The following is a 17,291-nucleotide window of genomic DNA, read 5'->3' as shown; positions in this document are numbered from 1 at the left end:
GCCGGTGCCTTCGGGTACCGGCCCTTTCTCTTCGGGTTCTCCCGGTTCTTCCCCGGGTTCCCTCCGGGGGTCAGAAGATCCCGTGCTCGGTCGCGTCGAAGCGGACCTCCGCATGGGGGAACAGGCTTCTGTATGCCTGGAAATCCGGGTCCGAGACGGGACGGGGACCGTACAGGCCCACGTACTCCGTGCGGGGACACAGCCTGGCCAGCGGGGCGAGGTCGTGGGCGGGGTCCAGGGACGTCACGATCAGCCGGGTGACGCCCGGCAGCGCCGGAGCGGAATCCACCGTGGCGGCGATCGCTGACGGCACTTCCAGGGTGCGAAGCGCCGGGAGGCTCGTCACCTCCGACCAGCCCTGGGGCAGGCTGCGAGCATCCAGAAGGACGAGACGTCGGAGAGTGGGCCACTGGCTCACACCGTGCAACCCGCCGTCCGCGACGGTGAGGTCGCTCACGCCGAGCGTGCTCAGCGGAGCGCTGCGGGACACGGCACGCAGGCCCCCGGGGAGAGGGCAGTCCGCGAACAGGCTGGTCAGGGTGTCCAGGACTTCGAGGCCCCGCGTGTCCGACAGGCCAAGCAGCACCAGCTCCCGCAGCCGCAGCTCGCCCAGTGGCGCAAGGTCCCTCACACCTGGACAGTTCACCAGACCAAGGCGGACCAGCGAGCGCAACGCCCTGAGCGGCCGGAGATCGCTGAGCCGGGGATTGTCCGCCAACCGGAGGTATTCGACATCCTGGGGCAGCGAACCGATCAGGTCGGAGAGTGCGTGGTCTCCTTCCACTCGCACGGAATAGAGGTTTCCCACCAGCGGCAGGGCGCGTACTTGCGCGTCGGTGGTGACGGTGAGGAGGAAGGTGCGCGAGCCGAGGCGCCCCAGCACCTCCTCCGCGTAGGGACGGGTGTCGAACCGGGACCAGGCGCGGGCGAGAACCATCCGCACCCGCCATGACCGATGCTCCACGAACCGCCGCAGCACCGGCACCGCCGCATCCGTCCCCACCAGCACCGCCGTCGCCACCACCATCTCCGCCTCGACATCCGACAGCCCCTCGGGCCCCGGCAGCAGCTCCAGCACCAGCGGCCCCACCTCGGCCAGATTCCGCGCCTCGTCCGCCGTACGCGGTGGCAGCAGCCGCGCGGCCCGCTCCTCCACCCGCGCCCGTACCTCCGGGGCCAGCTCCGTCGCGTACTCCAGGCATGCCATCGCCAGCAGATGGGCCCGGCGGTCGGGCAGCCCGGTCAGCAGGTCCAGCAGCTCCGCACGTTCCCGGGGCCGCGCCTGGGCCACCGCCATCCGGATCACATCGGACCACTGGTCGTCCCCGGCGTGCCCGGCCAGCAGCCCGAGATCGCCCGCCTCCACCGCCGCCCGCGCGCCCAGGAAGTCCTGGAAGGTGCGGTGCACGAAATGCAGGGTGCCGGGGCCGGGGGAGCGGAGCAGACCGGTCCGGATCAGGAAGTGGTCGAGGACGGCCGCCGCGTCCCCGAGGGCCGCCACAGCCGGTACGGACGGCAGGGCGTCCGCGACGATCCGCTCGGCCCGGTCCTGGTCCAGTTCCGTACGGCCGTTGCGGATCAGCCAGTAGGCGAGGCGCTGGAGGATCTGGAGCTGGGGCTCCTCGCTCAGCGCGGGGACGGCCATGTCCCGCTCCCGGTCGCGGCGGACCAGCAGCATGGAGAGCGCCGAGTCGTACAGCTCCTTGCGGCCGTGCGGCAGGTAGCCGCGCCGGTCCCGGTGCAGGGCGCAGACGAGGCCGCACAGCAGCGGGTTGGTGGCCAGTCGGCCCAGGTCGGGCTTGGTGCGCAGGGCCTGGAGGAGCTGGGCCTCGTACGTGGCGAGGGCGGTGTCCTCGTCCGGGGCGCCGGTGGCCGCCGCGCGGTGCCAGCGCCGTACGAAGGAGGTCACGTCCGTCGTGTTCATGGCGGCGAGGGTGAACTCGGTGAAGCCGTCCGCGGTCAGCCAGTCCTCGCGGACGGCGGAGGGGCGGGAGGTGACCAGCCAGCGGTTGCCGGGGAAGGCGGTCAGCAGATCGCGCAGCCAGGCGCGGGCGCGCTCGCGCTCGGCCTCGGGGACCTCGTCGATGCCGTCGATCAGGATCAGGCCACGGCCGCCGGTCAGGACACGGGTCTCCCAGCCGTCGGGCTGGGCGCCGGCCAGGGGGCAGCCGACGGCGGTGAGGAAGGCGGCGGGGGCGGGGAGCCGCTCGCCGTGGCGGGTGAGGGTGCGCAGCGGGAGGACGAAGGGGACGCGGCCGGTGAGGTACGCCATCCGGTCGCCGGGGCCGGTCGCGGCGGACACCGCCAGCCACTGGACCAGGGTCGTCTTGCCCGACCCGGCGGCCCCACGCAGCAGCACCCGGTCATGGCCGTCGAGCGCCTGATCGGCGGGGACGGAGGGCGGGGAGACGGGTACGGCGGGCAGGGGATCGGCGGCGACCGCGCGGCCGGGTGCCTCCGCGCATGACCGTCCGCTCGGCTCCAGACGGAGCCGTTCCGTCGCCTCCAGACTCAGATACGCCGAATCCAGCGGCCAGCGGTCCGGTGAATTGCTGAGATCGATACCGAAGATCGTGAGCGTGCCGTGCTTCTTCCCGACGTAGGAAAGGTAATTGCGTTCGAAAGCGGCGTCCTCGGCGGCGGGCGCGGGCATCCGGGTCAGCAGGGCGTCGAATTGTTCGATGAGTAGTGCTTGTGTTCGAGTCTGTTCGACCAGGGTGCGGGCGACAAAGGTGGACCGCCGGGTGAAGTACTCCAGGATCTGGAGGCTGGCCCATTCGGTCACCCGTTCCAGGAAATACGCCGCGTCCGCCGAGAGACCGGCCAGCGCGGTGTCGTCGGCCGGGCGGGCGTGTGCGCGCAGCGTACGGGCCAGCTCGATGTGGCCCAGGCGTACGGCCTGGACGTCGTCCATCTCCAGGGTGCCGAGGGCGAGCAGCCGGGCGGTGAGGGCGTCGGTCACGGCGAGTCGCTCATCGTGCGGGAACGGGGGCTCGCCCGGCGTGTCGAGGGCGCCGTCCACCAGCCGTACGGCCAGCCGCCGGACGTGCCGCTCACCCAGCGTGCGCTGCTCACCGCGGAAGGCGACCAGGTTCCTGATCCGTACGGGCTCCCTGACCAGGCCCGCTCCCGGGCCGTCCGGCGCGAACAGCTTGCGGACGAGCGGCGCGATCAGGCTGGAGGCCAGCCGGGCGCCGAGTGCTGCCGGTTCCATGTGGCCCCACCCCCGTGATCCAGCGAACGGGGGTGAGGCTACCGGGAGCCGATGGCCGGGACAGGTCGGTCAGGAGAGCTGGCCGTCGTAGTCCGGCAGCTTGTACGTCTGCTCCGCGTGGCCGCCGGACAGGTCGGTCGCGCTGTTGCCGATGTTGGCGATGATCGTGTAGCCCTTCGACTCGATCTGGACGCGCTGGGCGGTCTTGTACGCGGCCACGTCCTTGAAGAGGTCGAGGAAGCCGCGCACATACAGGCCGGAGACCTCGTAGCCCGCGTGGTCGAGGTTGTACTCGGTGGGCAGAGAGATGATCCCGGGGCGGGCGGTCACGAAGAACAGGGCGACGCCGTGCGCCTGGGCGTAGCGCGCGACCTCCAGCACCGGCTCGTTGGCGGGCTGCGGGTAGGTGAAGCCGAAGTCGGTCTCCAGGCTGGTGTTGTCGATGTCGAGGACGATCGCCTGCTTCTCGCCGGGCCGGGTCCCGGCGATGCGCTGCTTGATCCGGGGCAGTGCCCGGTCCATCACGGCCCGGACGTCGCGCTGCCAGGTGGCGTGGTCGACGTCGGCGGCGCCGGTGCCGACGGCGGTGGTGACACGGGTCGGCGTTAGGCCGGACGTGGGGGTCGTGGCGTCGGCCGGGGCGGCCAGCGCCACGAGGGCCGCTGCGGCGACGGCGGTGGCGGCCGTACGACGGGTCCAGGAGCGTCGGCTGGTCATGGGGGTCCTTCCGCCTGGGGGCCCACGGCACGAAACCGCAGGCAGTGATGTGTCGTGTGCATGCTTAGGCAGCAGGATGGCGGTCAGGGGGCCGAGGGGTTACTAGGCGGTAGGTAACGAAGTAGCGCCGGTCACATCACGGAGTCGCCCGACCCCGCAGTGCGGTGACATGGCGCACAGGCGATTTGTCCCTTACTAGAGGGAATAGTGGAGATCATGAAACGGGCAAAAGGGACGTATGCCTCTGAATCTCATGCGGGCGACTGCTGTGGTGCCCGGATTCACCCGGGATACGGGCTCTGTCAAGAGTCGTTGGTTTTGCCGCTTGCGTACTAGATTCCGTCGTAGGTCACACATTTGGGGGCTTCTGGGGGGCGGGGGTACCAAGGGATGGCCCACCCGGCCGATGCCTGTGCGCCGGGTGGATTTCCTGTCCCCGTCCCCATGAGGTCGAAATGTTTGAGCGCGTCACGTCCCGTTCCCCCCGTACGTCCCTGCTCCGCACCCGCGCCGCCATCCTGGCCGCGGGTCTCGGGACCACGGCCGTCCTGGGCGCCGGGGTCGCGGTCGCCGCCGAGCTGCAGTCTTCGCCCGCCAAGGCCCCGGTCGCCGCGCCCGCCGCGAAGCCCGAGGCTCAGGTCAAGGCTCCCGACAAGGCCGCCGCCCAGGCGCAGGCCGCCGCTCCGGCCACCAAGCCCCAGGCCGCCGCGACCCCCTCCTGGGTCAAGCCGGTCAAGCAGTACACGAAGACCGCCAGCTACGCGCAGAACGGCGCCCGCTGGGCCGCCACCCACAGTGGCCAGGACTTCGCGGTGCCGACCGGCACCAAGGTCTACGCCGTCAACGGCGGCACGGTCGTCAAGGCCGGCGGCAACGGCGCCGGTGACGGCCCCGCGTACGGCAACGCCGTCGTCATCAAGCACGGCAACGGCATGTACTCGCAGTACGCCCATCTGTCCCAGGTCAACGTCAAGATCGGGCAGATAGTCAAGACCGGCCAGAAGATCGCCCTGTCCGGGAACACCGGCAACTCCAGCGGTCCCCACCTGCACTTCGAGATCCGCAAGTCCGCGAACTACGGCTCCGCCGTGGACCCCGTGTCCTTCCTGCGGGCCAAGGGCCTGAGCCTCTGAGAACGGGTCCTGGGGCCGGGCTCTGAGGCCGGTCCCTGGGGCTGGGTTCTGAGGGTGGGTCCATAGGGCCGGGCTCTTGAGGCCGGGTCCTTGGGATCGGATTCCTGGAGCCGGGGCCATGGGGCCGGGTTCCTGAGGGCGGGTCCATAGGGCCGGTTTCTTGAAGCCGGGTCCTTAGGACCGGCCGGGTTCTTGGAGCCGGGTCCCTATGACCGGCCGAGTTCCTGAGGGCACCGGTCCTCGGAGGCCGGGTCCTGAAGGGCGCCCCTCCTTGAGACCAGGCGGGCGCGCCGAGAGCCGCCGCCCCCGGCGGATCACCCAGCCTCGGCAGACCCCTGGCAGACCCCCGCTCGGCTCACGCCCCGCCGTGAGCCTGGGTCACCAGGTCGATGGCGACATCGAGGACGGCCGCCCGCTTGTCCTCGGGGTCCCCGTCCAGATCGCGTACGGCGAACATGCCGGCGTGCAAGGTGAACAGGGCGCTGATGCAGCGCACCTGATCGGCGAGGGCCGCGTCCGGATCGATGATGATCTGGCGCATGCCCATCATCCGGTTCTTGAACATCTCGCCGATGCTGAGTTCCCGTACGGTCGCCTGGTTCTCCTGCATGAAGCGGAACAATGGTTCCGCGTCCGACAGGGCGGCGCCGTAGCGGCGCAGGATCTCGCGCTTGGTCTCCAGTGAGTGGGGCTGGCTGCCGCCCCATTCGATCAGGTCCTCGATCGGTTTCGTCAGATCCTCGAAGAGGCTGACGATGATCTCTTCCTTCGTCTTGAAGTGGTAGTAGAGCGCCGCCTTCGTGACATCGAGGCGTTCGGCGATCTCGCGGAGGGACGTCTTCTCGTATCCCTGCTCGGCGAACAGCTCCAGTGCGACGTCCTGGATGCGCTGCCGGGTGTCCCCGCGCCGCCGCTGCTTGGTGCTCTCCGTGCGCTCTGTGGTCCCGGCCATGCCGCCCATCCTCCTCCTTCGCGACTTTCCATAAAACTTACTTGACGCCCGGCTAGTAGCGCCAGTAGCTTCACGGCGTAGTGGCACTAGCCGGTCGGCAAGTAAGCGGAACAGGGCGGAACGAGCAGTGGATGGGGGCGCCGGAGAGATGGCGAAGACGACGGCAGTGGCGGGGGGACCGGCCACGACGGGGGAAGCGGCGACAGAGGACGGAAAACAGCCCAGGAGCGTCCGGGTCGTCCTGCTCGCCCTGATGATCGCGATGACGCTCGCGATGCTGGACAACATGATCGTGGGCACGGCGATGCCGACGATCGTCGGTGAGCTGGGCGGTCTGGAGCATCTGTCCTGGGTGGTCACGGCGTACACCCTGGCCACCGCCGCGGCCACCCCGATCTGGGGCAAGCTCGGCGATCTCTACGGCCGCAAGAGCACCTTCCTCGTCTCCATAGTGATCTTCCTGATCGGCTCCGCGCTCAGCGGTATGGCCCAGGACATGGGCCAGCTGATCGGGTTCCGCGCGGTCCAGGGGCTGGGCGCCGGCGGTCTGATGGTCGGTGTGATGGCGATCATCGGTGATCTGATCCCGCCCCGGGAGCGCGGCAAGTACCAGGGCATGATGGCGGCCGTCATGGCGCTCGCGATGATCGGCGGCCCCCTGGTCGGCGGCACCATCACCGACAACTGGGGCTGGCGCTGGGCCTTCTACATCAATCTGCCGCTCGGCGTGTTCGCCCTGGCCCTGATCACCGTCGTCCTGCACCTGCCCCGCAAGCGGCAGCAGGCGCGGATCGACTACCCGGGGGCGCTGCTGCTCACCCTCGGCATCACCGCGATCGTGCTGGTCACCACCTGGGGCGGTACGGAGTACGCCTGGACCTCCGCGCGGATCATGGAGCTGACCGGGATCGGCGTGGCCGCGCTGGTGGGCTTCGTGTTCTGGCAGACCAGGGCCCCCGAGCCGATTCTCCCGCTGCACATCTTCCGCAGCCGCAACTTCACCCTGATGTCGGTCATCGGCTTCGTCACCGGCTTCGTGATGTTCGGCGCCACGCTCTTCCTGCCGCTCTACCAGCAGTCCGTGCAGGGCGCGTCCGCGACCAACTCCGGGCTGCTGCTCCTGCCGATGCTGGGCGCGATGCTGGTCACCTCGATGGTGGCGGGCCGGGTCACCACCAACACCGGCCGCTACAAGGTGTTCCCGCTGGTCGGTGGCGTACTGATGACCACCGGGCTCTTCCTGCTGGCCCAGATGGACACCGGCACCTCGCGGCTGACGTCCGGGATCTACATGGCCGTGCTCGGTCTTGGCATGGGCTGTCTGATGCAGATCACCATGCTGGTCGCGCAGAACAGCGTGGAGATGAAGGACATGGGCGTGGCGTCCTCCTCCACCACCCTGTTCCGCACCCTCGGCTCCTCCTTCGGCGTCGCGATCATGGGCGCGCTGTTCAACAACCGGGTGCTGGACGAGATGAGCGCGCGGGCCGGTGCCCTCGGCTCCCAGGCCACGGAGCAGTCCGCCCAGCTCGACGCGGCCAGCCTGGCCAAGCTCCCGGCCGCGGCCCGCGAGGCGTACCAGTACGCGGTGTCGTCGGGTACGCACTCCGCGTTCCTGCTGGGCGCGGTCGTGGCCGTGGTGGTGGTGATCGCGGCGTTCTTCGTGAAGGAGGTCCCGCTGCGGGGTTCCTCCCCGGCGAAGGAGCCGGCGGCGGACGACGCCGGGACCGGTGAGGGCGGCTCGGCCAAGGCGCCGTTGGCCGAGTCGGTGTGAGCAGGTGGGGTGTGGTCGACGGCGCTCTCAGGGGCTGCCGGCCGCGCTCTGCGCCTGCAACTCCGCGACCGCACTCCGCGACCGCACCCCGCCCCCCTCACCGACCCGTAGCCCCCGGCGACCACTCCTCACCGACCCGTAGGGCCCCCCGCGACCGCGCCCCACCGACCCGTACCCGTATCTCCAGGCCCACCCCTACCCCTCCCCTACGGCAACATCGGATGGCTCCCCGTGTTCGTAGGCGCATGCTCCGGCAGCCACAGCACAGCGACCGCCCCCTCCGCCGGGACGTGCTCCGGGGCGCCGGGCCTGCGGACATTGCGGAAGGTGAGCCGGGCGCCCAGCACCCGCGCCTGACCGGCCGCGATGGTCAGCCCCAGACCATGACCGACCCCCGCGCGGTCCTCACTGCCGGTACGGAACCGGCTCGGCCCGTCGGCGAGCAGTTCCTCGGGGAAGCCGGGCCCATGGTCGCGGACTCGTATCACCCGGCCCTCGACGATGACCTGTATGGGCGGACGCCCGTGCCGCGCGGCGTTGGCCAGCAGATTGAACAGCACCCGCTCCAGCCGCCGGGGATCGGTGGTGACCTCGGACTCGTGCACCACGGACACCCCGATCTCGGGGTCCTTGGCCGCGACCCGCCGGGACACGAACTCCCCGAGCATGATGTCCTGCAACTCGGCCCGCTCCGACGCCCCGTCGAGCCGCGCCACCTCCAGCACGTCCTCCACCAGCGTGCGCATCGCCTTGGCCCGGTCCAGGACCAGTTCCGTGGGACGGCCCGGCGGCAGCAGCTCCGCCGCGGTGAGCAGCCCGGTCACCGGGGTGCGCAGCTCGTGCGCGATGTCCGCGGTGACCCGGCGCTCGGCCTCCAGCCGCTGCCGCAACGCGTCCGCCATCGCGTCCACGGCCCGCGCCAGATCGTCGGTCTCGTCCCGCACCACCCCGCCGATGGCCTCCCGGACCTGCACCTCCGTATCGCCCTTGGCGACCCGGTTCGCCGCGTAGGCCGCCTTGCGCAGCCGCCGTGACAACTGCGCCCCGATCAGCACCCCGATCGCGCTGCCGCCCAGCACCACCGCGATCGAGCCGATGATCAGCGCCTGGTCGAGATCGTTGAGGATGTCCGTGCTGCTGTCGGTGAAGCGGGTGTGGAGGGACAGCACATGACCGTCCTTGAGCGGGACGGCCGCCCATATGTCCGGCACCCCGCCGGACTCGTCGGCCACGAACGTGGCCCGCCGCCCCCGCTCCACCTTCTCGCGCAGCTCGGCCGGCAGCTCCGGATCGTCGATCTTGATGCCGGGGAAGTTGGCCCGCCCCGACAGCTCGTAGTTGCGCTGCGCGATCTGCACCCGTTCATCGGCGAGATCGCGCGCGTTGTCCAGCATCGACACCCGGGCCGCGTTGTGCACCACCAGGCTGAGCGCCACCGCCACCAGCGCGCCGACCAGCGCGATCGCCGCGCTGAGCTTCCATCTGAGCCCCGTACGAAGCCCGCTGCGGTCCACCGTCAGCGGCACCATACGGCGGAGCGTCCCCCACATCGGCTGCCCCGCCCCGCCTAGGCCCTGAGCTTGTAGCCGAAGCCACGGACGGTCTCGATACGGTCCTGCCCGATCTTCGTCCGCAGCCGCTGCACATGGACGTCGACCACCCGGGTGTCACCGCCCCAGCCGTAGTCCCACACCCGCTCCAGCAGTTTGTCGCGCGAGAGCACCGTGCCCGGCGCGGCCGAGAACTCCAGCAGCAGCCGCATCTCGGTCGGGGTCAGCGCGACCGGCTCACCCGCGCGCCGCACCTCCATGCCCTCGGTGTCGATCTCCAGGTCCCCGAAGGTCAGCACGCCCCCGGTGGCCGCCGCCGTCTGCTCCTCCGCCTGCCCGGCCGCCCCACCGGCATGTCCGAACCGGCGCAGCACGGCCCGGATACGGGCCACCAGTACGGCCCCGTCGAACGGCTTGGTCACATAGTCGTCCGCCCCGGCCTCAAGCCCGAGCACCACGTCGATCGAGTCGGCCCGCGCCGACAACATGATCACCGGGACCGTCGACTCGTCCCGGATACGGCGGCACAGACTGACCCCGTCCAGGCCAGGCACCATCACATCCAGCAGCGCGATGTCCGGCCGGTCGGCGCGGAACGCGTCCAGGCCCGACAGACCGTCGGGCATCGCCGTGACCGCGAAGCCGTCCCGCTCCAGCGCGAGCTGCGTGGCTTCGCGGATGACGTCGTCGTCCTCCACGAACAGGACGTGGGTCTGCTCTGCCATCCGGTGCTCTCTGTCTTCCGCTGCGTCTGTCGTCTGCCGCGTCTGTGTTCTGGTGTGCCTGTGTTCTGGTGTGTCTGTGTCCGCCGCGGCTGTGTCCTGCGGTGATCGTGCTTCTTGGCGCCCGTCCGCGCCGCCGCCGCTGCCGTCCGCCCCGCGCCCGTACACAGCGGCTGCTGCCGTGCTCGGGTCCGGCTGCCTGTCCGTCTGTCCGGCTGTCCGTTCGCGGGACGGGAGCCGGTCAGTTGATCTCCGGGGCCGGGAGCGGCTCTTCCCCGGTCGTGTTGCCGTAGTCGTTGTGCGTGCGGTACTTCTCGGCGAACTTCCCGGCGGTCCAGCGGTAGGTGATCACGTTCTCACCGGACGGATTGGACACCGGGTCGCCGCGATCGTAGACCTGCTTGGTGACGACCAGATCGCCCCGGTCTATCTCGGCGTAGACGGGCGGCTCCTCGGTGAAGAACACGTTCTCGTAATCACCGCCCTCGTCCCGGTACACATACGACCCCACGCCCACCGCGTCCCCGCAGGTCAGCACGTTGACCACGACATCGTCGGCGGTACCGCCGGTCAGATCCCCGTACGACACGTCGACCGGGTACTCATCCGCCACACATGGCTGTAGCCCCCGCTTGACCGCGGGGGAGACCTTGGGGTCCTCCTTCACCAGCCGCACGGCGTCCTCCGTGCTCGGCGTCGCGGAGGCCGGGGCGCTGGGGGCCGCCGCACCGCCGGTCAGCGCGTCGGCGTTGGCCGGGCCCTCGTCCCGGGCGCCGGTGCCACCGGCGCCGCAGGCCGCGACCAGCAGAGAGAGGGCGGCGAACACGGCCGTGGCCGCCATCGCCGCCGACAAAGGGGTACGGGTCCGGGTGGACCCCGCGCCGGTCAAGCCGCGCAACGCTCCCGCTCCTCACGCTCCAGCGCGCGTGCGCCCAGGTCACGCGCCTCCAGCTCCTCGCGGAGCCGGGCCAGCGCCCGGTGCAGCGTGCTCTTGACCGTACCGGCCGACATGCCGAGGGCGGCGGCGGTCTCCTCCGTGGACATCTGCTCCCAGTGTCGCAGCACGACCACGCTGCGCTGCTTCGGGGCGAGCACCTTCATGACATCCATCAGCAGGGCGCGGTCCGCGTGCTGCTCGGTCGAGTCGTCCACACACGCGTCCGGGAGCTGTTCGGTGGGGACTTCCTCCAGCTTGCGCGCCCGCCACCACTCGGTCCGGGTGTTGATCATCACCCGGCGCAGATAGGCGTCCGCGAGCCGCTTGTCCGCTATGCCGTCCCAGCGCCCGTACGTCCGCGCCAGCGCCGTCTGGAGCAGGTCCTGGGCGTCGACCGGGTCCGGCACCAGTCGGCGGGCACTGCGCAGCAGCGCGTCCTGCCGTGTGCGGACGTACTCCTCGAACTCCAGCACCTCGCCCTGCGCCATGACCGACCCCTCCCGCTCCCCGTCACCGGCCCGCCTGTAGACCGGTGTTTTCTTCGCCTGTGATCCGTAGTCGCCCCGTCCTGCCGGGCATGGAAAGAAAGCTACGGAGGCGTTGTCACGGCACTGTGCGAGGCAGCCTGCGGACAGCGCGCGGCTGTCCGTCGGTTGTGTAACGAAGGGAGGAAACGGATAAAACGCCAGGTCGGATGGTGCGGCTAAAGGGGGATTTGTCGCACTGGTGAGCGGTCGGCTGTTACGGAAGAGGCGCCAGGGTCGCGCGGCGAACCGTCACATTCACCGTGCGGAGCCGTGTGGTGTGGGGTGTGTCGTGCCGGGTTGTGCGGGTTGTGTCGTACGGGGTTGTGCCGTGCCATGCCTGTCGTGTCGTGCCCTGTCCTGCGGGGCTGGGCCGACCGTGCCGGGCTGGGCCGGGCCGGGTCGGGTTCGGTGAGGCCAGGCCGCGCCGCCCCCGTCGCACGGACAAGGGCGAGGCGGGGACGGGCAAGGGCAAGGGCAAGGTGAGGGCGACGGCGACGCAAGAGTGAGCCCCGGCTCAGCTCGACGGCAGCCGGTACAGCCCGCCCTGCAACGGCTCCACCAGCCCGTCCGCCACCAGCCCGTCCAGCGCCCGCGCCCGCTGCACCGGCTCGTGCCACACCCGGTCCAGCACCGTCTGCGGCACCGGCCCGTGCGCCTCCCGCAACACCGCGAGCAGCTTGCCCCGCACCTGCCGGTCCGTCCCCGCGTACGTCTGCCCGCGCCGCGGCGGCCCGCTGTGCTCCGGCTTCCCGCCCAGCCGCCAGGCGCACCGCGCGGCGATCGGGCAGCGGTGGCACTCCTCGTTCTTGGCCGTGCACACCAGCGCGCCCAGCTCCATCGAGGCCGCGGCCCAGCGCGCCGCGGTCGCCTCGTCGTCCGGCAGCAGCGCCCGCGCGAGCTTGCGCTCCGCCGCCGTCGTGGCGTTCGGCGGGTACTGCACACCCGTCACCGCCCGTGCGAACACCCGGCGGACATTGGTGTCCAGCACCGCGTGCCGCTGCCCGTACGCGAAGGAGGCCACCGCCGCCGCCGTGTACTCCCCGATCCCGGGCAGCGCCAGCAACTGACCGTGCTCCGTCGGTACGTCCCCGTCGTGCCGTTCCGTTATGGCCACCGCCGCTCCGTGCAGCCGCAGCGCCCGGCGCGGGTACCCGAGCCGCCCCCAGGCGCGCACCGCCTCGCCGGGCGCCTCCGCGGCCAGATCGGCCGGGCGGGGCCAGCGCGCGAGCCACTGCTCGTACACCGGCAGAACCCGGCTCACCGGTGTCTGCTGAAGCATGAACTCGCTGACCATCACGCCCCACGACCCGGCTTCGGGCCGCCGCCAGGGCAGGTCACGCGCGTGCTCGTCGAACCAGTCGATGACGGGGGAGTGCAGATCCCGTCCCCGGGACGGGCCGTGTCCCTCGCCGTGCACCTGTTCTTCGAGAGGGGTCCGTTCCTGGGGTGCGGGTGATCCGCCGGGCCGGGAGGAAGAGGAATCGCCGGACGCGTCGGCGAGTGGGCTGTGGGGGAGCTTCGTGGGCGCAGTCATGGCGATTCCGATCCTGCCATGCCAAGGCCCTGACTTGGGCGAACCGCCACCCTTGGGGACGACCCCACCTGACGATCGGCAGGAGCGCCGCCGCCCGGACGGCTTGTAGCGTCCTACGGATGGAGGGCGTACGGAGGGACGGCGGGAGCGACGGGAACGGCTTCGGCGTACCGGCGATCACCGAGGCCGGGGCCGCGGCCAACGCCGAGGCTGGGACGGTGCACGACGCCGAGGCCGGGACAGCGAACGGCCCCCAGGCAACGACAGCGAACGGCACCAGGAGCGGCCCCCGCGCGGCAGGCCACCGTGGGCGCGGCCCCCGCGCGGCAGGCCACACCGAGCCCGACACGACCCGGACAGAGCCCGCCGCCTCCCGACACGACACCCCCCGACACAAGACCTCCCGCGCCCACCGCGCCCGCGACACCGCACTGTGGGCCTGCCTGGCCACCCCCGTCGCCACCACGGAACTCCTCGGACTGAACGAACCACGCCCGCTGTGGCAGCGACTCGCCGGTGCCGCCGTGCTCGCCGTGGCGGTCGCCGTGTCGCGGCGCGCGCCGCTGGCCGCGTTCGCGCTGACCGCGGCGCTGAGCCTGGCCGCCGCCCCCGCCCTGTTCAGCCTCGCGTACGCCCCCGCGCTCGCGACCCTGGCGCTGCTGCTCGGACTGCGGGCCCGCCGTATGCGCCCGGCAGCCCTCTGCTTCACCGCCCTCGGCTGCGCCGGTACCGCGCGGATCGCGCTCCTGGGGGTCGACCCGGCGCCGGAATGGCTGGTCCTCATGTGCACCCTCCTCTTCTGCTGTGTCTTTCCATGGCTCGCCGGACGGCACCGGCGCCAGGGCCGGGAACTGGCCGAGGCCGGCTGGCTGCGCGCCGCCCGCCTGGAGGACGAGCAGCGCCACACCGAGGAACGCGCCCGGCTGCGCGAACGGGCCAGGATCGCTCAGGACATGCACGACTCCCTGGGCCATGACCTCAGCCTGATCGCCCTGCGCGCGAGCGTCCTCCAGGTCGCCCCCGACCTCCCCACGCACCATCGCGCCGCCGTGGCCGACCTCCGCGCGGCGGCTGCCGAGGCCACCGACCGGCTGCACGGGGTGATCGGCGTGCTGCGCGAGGACGACGACGAACCCGCTCCGCTCGCCCCGGCGGGCGAGACCCTCGAACAACTCGTCGCCCGCACCGCCGAGTCCGGCCTGCCCGTGCGCTGGGAACGGGCCGACACACGACCCGCGCCCATGCCCGAGCCGGGTGGGATCACCGAACGCCTGCTGCACCGCGTGGTGAGGGAGGCGCTCACCAACGCGGCCCGGCACGCGCCCGGCGCGACGGTCGTGGTGACCGTGACCGGAGAGGACCAGGGCACCGCCGTCACAGTCTCCAACGGTCCGGCCACGCAGAGTAGTTCCCGCCCGACGGGAGGAGGTTCAGGACTTCTGGGTCTACGGGCGGCGGTGACCGCGGTCGGCGGCACCTTCGCGGCCGGACCCCCGCAGGAAGGGCCGTACGCGGGCGGCTTCCGGGTGCGGGTATGGGTGCCGGAACGAGCGGGGGAGGGGCGGCGGAGCCGTACCCCGTCCGTCCCGGCGCCGCCGCCCGGACGGGAGCCGGTCGCGACCATGATCCCTGGACGGGAGGCGGCCACGGCGACGCCCTCCGGACGGGAGCCAGCCGCGACCACGCCCTCTGGACAACAGGCGACCACGCCCTCTGGACGGGACGCGACCAAGACCACCCCCACTCGCCAGCAGCCGGCCACGACCGCCCGCCCCCGACCCGACACGATCACACCCCCCGAACACGGCGCCGCCCCCTTCACCCGCGCCCGCAGACGCGCCGCCCTCGCCCTGTGGGGCGCGGGCGGCACCGGGCTGGTCCTCATCGGCGTGGCGTTCGCCTGGTACGCGTACACCGAGACCCACTCCGTGCTGCGCCCCGACACCTACGCCCAACTGCGGCTCGGCGCGCCCGCCGCCGAGATCGGCCCCCTGCTGCCGGACCGCGCGGTCGCCGACCCGCCCACCGACCGCGCGCCCGCGCCCCCACCCGGCGCCCACTGCGACTACTACCGCTCCAGCGGCGAACTCCTCGTCTCCGTCGACCACTTCCGGCTCTGCTACGACGCGGAGGACCGGCTGATCGGCAAGGACGTGATCCCGGGCGCGGGACGCCCCGGCACCGCACACCCCGAGGAAGGAACGGCTCCATGATCCGCGTACTGCTGGCCGACGACGAGGCGATGGTCCGGGCGGGAGTCCGGGCCATCCTCACCAGCGGCGGCGAGACCGAGGTGGTCGCGGAGGCGGGCGACGGCCGCGAGGCGGTCGCCCTCGCGCGGGCCCACCGTCCCGACGTGGCGCTTCTCGACATCCGTATGCCGCGCCTGGACGGACTGGCAGCCGCCGAGGAGATCGTCCGCACCCTGCCCGGTACGGCGGTGGCGATGCTGACCACGTTCTCGGAGCGCGCGTATGTGGCCCGCGCGCTCGGCGGTGGCGCGACCGGGTTCCTGCTGAAGTCCGGCGACCCCTATGAACTGATCGCCGGAGTGCGGGCGGTCGCGGGCGGTGCCGCGTTTCTGTCGCCGAAGGTGGCGCGGGGGATCATCGACGACCTGGGCGGCGGCAGCGCCACGCCCGGCACCTCCACCGGAGGCGGACGGCTGGGCCGGGAGGCCACCGCGCGGGCCCGCGTCGCGGAACTCTCCCCGCGTGAACGCGAGGTCCTCGGACTCGTCGGCCAGGGACTCTCCAACCCGGAGATCGCCGCCCGACTGCACCTGGTGGAGGGCACGGTGAAGGCGTACATGAGCGCGGTCCTGGAACGACTCGGAGTACGGAACCGGGTCCAGGCCGCGATCGTGGCCTACGAAGCCGGGTTGGTATGACGTGCCGTCAACTGTCGTCGCCGGAACGGCGATCGGCGTGTCGCCGGACGACGAAGAGCCGATGCGATCACCTGGTGTGAGCGATACATGACCCAGCGAGTAAGCGGGGTGCGGTGAAGGGCGCTTCCGGGATGATGATCCGGAAAAGTTGCGCTTCAGGCGGCGGGTGGCGCGAGCGGCGGCGTGGATCTCTCGTACAGTTTGCGCCGTGGGATCTCTGCGCAATCCGATCGGGCCGCTTCCCTCCTCCATCTACTGGCGACGGAGGGCCGTCCTCGTGTCCGTGGTCGCCCTGCTGGCGCTGCTGACCGCCTGGATCGTGCTGTCGGGCGGCGGAGGCGGCGACAACGGCGCCGAGGGGTCCAACAGCAAGAATCCCGCGCCCTCCATCACCCCGGGACCGTCCAGGTCCGGACCCGCGATCAGCCAAGCCCCGGGCGGGCGCGACGAGTCGGACGACGGCGGCGGCGACGGCGGAAGCGGTGGCACCGGGGGCGGCGACAGCGCGGGCAGCGGCGACGGTTCGGAGGGCTCCTCGGGCTCGACGGGCGGAACCGACGGAAGCGCCGGTTCCGGTGGCTCCGGCGGAAGCGGGACCGCCGCGGGCGGTACGGGTGTCGGCGCGGGAGACGCCCTTCCGGCGGGTTCGCCGCTGGCCACCTGTGCGCCCGGTTCCGTGACCCTGACCGTGCGCAGTGTCCGCAACTCCTACTCGCCGGACCAGAAGGCGCAGTTCCAGCTCATCGCCCGGAACTCGTCGACGAGCGACTGCAAGGTGGACCTCGGTCCCAAGGGCGCCGTCGTGACGATCACTCAGGCCGGTGAGGACTCGGAGTTCTGGTCGTCCGCGGACTGTCCCCGGGGCGCGGCCAATCTGCTGTACCGGGTGCCCGCCGAGAGCAGCATCACGTACACCCTCGACTGGGACCGTCAGCGCAGCGCGCCCGAGTGCGCGACCCCGGACCCGGGCCGGGCGGGCGCCGGGACGTATCTGGTCGAGGCGCGGGCGACGGGCTTCACGAAGGTCCAGACGTCGTTCGTCCTGACGGCGGACTGACGGTCCATTCCGACGGCCCTTGGACCTCCGTCCGGGAACGGCCTCCTGGACGTCCCGTCCGGGAAACGGCCGCCCTTGTAGTCGGTCCCGGACCGGCCGCTCTGGACGTCCGTCACGGCAACGGCCGCCCTTGTCGTCCGTTCAGAGACGGGCGTACTGGCGGTCCGTTCCGTAACGAGAAGCGGCGAGCTTAGCTTGATCTTTAACGTCCGGTGTCGAATGGTCCCTCGAACTTGATCACCCGGTTCGGCAACTGCCGTACACGGAGGCGGCCTTCGCCTGAA

13 protein-coding genes are annotated in these 17,291 nt (G+C 71.6%); 5 read left to right on the top strand and 8 right to left on the bottom strand.

From position 1 onward, the window contains the following. Positions 1 to 70 precede the first annotated feature (70 nt). Entirely contained in the window at positions 71 to 3,214 is a 3,144-nt protein-coding gene (locus AB0D49_RS40175; RefSeq protein WP_362768690.1) for an NACHT domain-containing protein, read from the bottom strand. A gap of 69 nt (positions 3,215 to 3,283) precedes the next feature. After that, the gene (locus AB0D49_RS40170; RefSeq protein ID WP_362768687.1) at positions 3,284 to 3,931 is read right to left on the bottom strand and encodes an HAD family acid phosphatase; all 648 of its coding nucleotides are present in this window, start codon (positions 3,929 to 3,931) and stop codon (positions 3,284 to 3,286) included. A gap of 455 nt (positions 3,932 to 4,386) precedes the next feature. Between AB0D49_RS40170 and AB0D49_RS40165 the strand changes: the two genes are divergently transcribed. After that, a complete protein-coding gene (locus tag AB0D49_RS40165) occupies positions 4,387 to 5,064 on the top strand; it encodes a M23 family metallopeptidase (RefSeq protein WP_362768684.1) in 678 nt (225 codons plus the stop codon). 355 nt (positions 5,065 to 5,419) lie between these two features. On the opposite strand, the gene AB0D49_RS40160 is transcribed toward AB0D49_RS40165, so the two are convergent. After that, positions 5,420 to 6,016: a TetR/AcrR family transcriptional regulator gene (locus AB0D49_RS40160; RefSeq protein ID WP_362768682.1), complete on the bottom strand. Its 597-nt coding sequence runs from the start codon at positions 6,014 to 6,016 to the stop codon at positions 5,420 to 5,422. Between the two features lie 148 nt (positions 6,017 to 6,164). Between AB0D49_RS40160 and AB0D49_RS40155 the strand changes: the two genes are divergently transcribed. Further along, positions 6,165 to 7,790: an MDR family MFS transporter gene (locus tag AB0D49_RS40155; protein WP_362768679.1), complete on the top strand. Its 1,626-nt coding sequence runs from the start codon at positions 6,165 to 6,167 to the stop codon at positions 7,788 to 7,790. A gap of 206 nt (positions 7,791 to 7,996) precedes the next feature. On the opposite strand, the gene cseC is transcribed toward AB0D49_RS40155, so the two are convergent. The 5 genes from cseC to AB0D49_RS40130 all read right to left on the bottom strand — a co-directional run bounded on the left by cseC (position 7,997) and on the right by AB0D49_RS40130 (position 13,060). Continuing rightward, the gene (gene cseC / locus AB0D49_RS40150; RefSeq protein WP_362768676.1) at positions 7,997 to 9,340 is read right to left on the bottom strand and encodes a two-component system sensor histidine kinase CseC; all 1,344 of its coding nucleotides are present in this window, start codon (positions 9,338 to 9,340) and stop codon (positions 7,997 to 7,999) included. Between the two features lie 17 nt (positions 9,341 to 9,357). Next, positions 9,358 to 10,065: a two-component system response regulator CseB gene (gene cseB / locus AB0D49_RS40145; protein WP_362768673.1), complete on the bottom strand. Its 708-nt coding sequence runs from the start codon at positions 10,063 to 10,065 to the stop codon at positions 9,358 to 9,360. A 238-nt stretch (positions 10,066 to 10,303) separates the two neighbouring features. Then, entirely contained in the window at positions 10,304 to 10,960 is a 657-nt protein-coding gene (locus tag AB0D49_RS40140) for a hypothetical protein (RefSeq protein ID WP_362768670.1), read from the bottom strand. Continuing rightward, on the bottom strand, positions 10,948 to 11,487 hold the full coding sequence (locus tag AB0D49_RS40135) for a SigE family RNA polymerase sigma factor (protein ID WP_362768667.1): 540 nt from the start codon (positions 11,485 to 11,487) through the stop codon (positions 10,948 to 10,950). Before AB0D49_RS40135 ends, AB0D49_RS40140 begins: the two co-directional genes overlap by 13 nt. A 553-nt stretch (positions 11,488 to 12,040) precedes the next feature. Continuing rightward, complete coding sequence (locus AB0D49_RS40130) at positions 12,041 to 13,060, bottom strand: A/G-specific adenine glycosylase (protein ID WP_362768664.1); 1,020 nt, start codon at positions 13,058 to 13,060, stop codon at positions 12,041 to 12,043. Between the two features lie 119 nt (positions 13,061 to 13,179). Here AB0D49_RS40130 and AB0D49_RS40125 point away from each other — a divergent pair, with 119 nt between their 5' ends. The 3 genes from AB0D49_RS40125 to AB0D49_RS40115 all read left to right on the top strand — a co-directional run bounded on the left by AB0D49_RS40125 (position 13,180) and on the right by AB0D49_RS40115 (position 17,007). Continuing rightward, the gene (locus AB0D49_RS40125) at positions 13,180 to 15,273 is read left to right on the top strand and encodes a histidine kinase (RefSeq protein WP_362768661.1); all 2,094 of its coding nucleotides are present in this window, start codon (positions 13,180 to 13,182) and stop codon (positions 15,271 to 15,273) included. Further along, complete coding sequence (locus tag AB0D49_RS40120; protein ID WP_362768658.1) at positions 15,270 to 15,950, top strand: response regulator transcription factor; 681 nt, start codon at positions 15,270 to 15,272, stop codon at positions 15,948 to 15,950. The genes AB0D49_RS40125 and AB0D49_RS40120 overlap by 4 nt, the downstream gene beginning before the upstream one ends. 208 nt (positions 15,951 to 16,158) lie before the next feature. Next, positions 16,159 to 17,007, top strand: a complete 849-nt coding sequence (locus tag AB0D49_RS40115) for a hypothetical protein (RefSeq protein WP_362768656.1) — start codon at positions 16,159 to 16,161, stop codon at positions 17,005 to 17,007. Positions 17,008 to 17,291 lie beyond the last annotated feature (284 nt).

It is taken from the genome of Streptomyces sp. NPDC048290 (assembly GCF_040652095.1).
Lineage (GTDB): Bacteria > Actinomycetota > Actinomycetes > Streptomycetales > Streptomycetaceae > Streptomyces.
Note: the sequence above shows the minus strand (reverse complement) of the source record. Positions and strands in the feature narration are given on the sequence as shown.

Bases quoted from the DNA above. Each gene is read 5' to 3' on its own strand.
- AB0D49_RS40175 (WP_362768690.1), bottom strand. From the start codon at position 3,214: ATGGAACCGGCAGCACTCGGCGCCCGGCTGGCCTCCAGCCTGATCGCG.
- AB0D49_RS40170 (WP_362768687.1), bottom strand. From the start codon at position 3,931: ATGACCAGCCGACGCTCCTGGACCCGTCGTACGGCCGCCACCGCCGTC.
- AB0D49_RS40165 (WP_362768684.1), top strand. From the start codon at position 4,387: ATGTTTGAGCGCGTCACGTCCCGTTCCCCCCGTACGTCCCTGCTCCGC.
- AB0D49_RS40160 (WP_362768682.1), bottom strand. From the start codon at position 6,016: ATGGCCGGGACCACAGAGCGCACGGAGAGCACCAAGCAGCGGCGGCGC.
- AB0D49_RS40155 (WP_362768679.1), top strand. From the start codon at position 6,165: ATGGCGAAGACGACGGCAGTGGCGGGGGGACCGGCCACGACGGGGGAA.
- cseC (WP_362768676.1), bottom strand. From the start codon at position 9,340: ATGTGGGGGACGCTCCGCCGTATGGTGCCGCTGACGGTGGACCGCAGC.
- cseB (WP_362768673.1), bottom strand. From the start codon at position 10,065: ATGGCAGAGCAGACCCACGTCCTGTTCGTGGAGGACGACGACGTCATC.
- AB0D49_RS40135 (WP_362768667.1), bottom strand. From the start codon at position 11,487: ATGGCGCAGGGCGAGGTGCTGGAGTTCGAGGAGTACGTCCGCACACGG.
- AB0D49_RS40130 (WP_362768664.1), bottom strand. From the start codon at position 13,060: ATGACTGCGCCCACGAAGCTCCCCCACAGCCCACTCGCCGACGCGTCC.
- AB0D49_RS40125 (WP_362768661.1), top strand. From the start codon at position 13,180: ATGGAGGGCGTACGGAGGGACGGCGGGAGCGACGGGAACGGCTTCGGC.
- AB0D49_RS40120 (WP_362768658.1), top strand. From the start codon at position 15,270: ATGATCCGCGTACTGCTGGCCGACGACGAGGCGATGGTCCGGGCGGGA.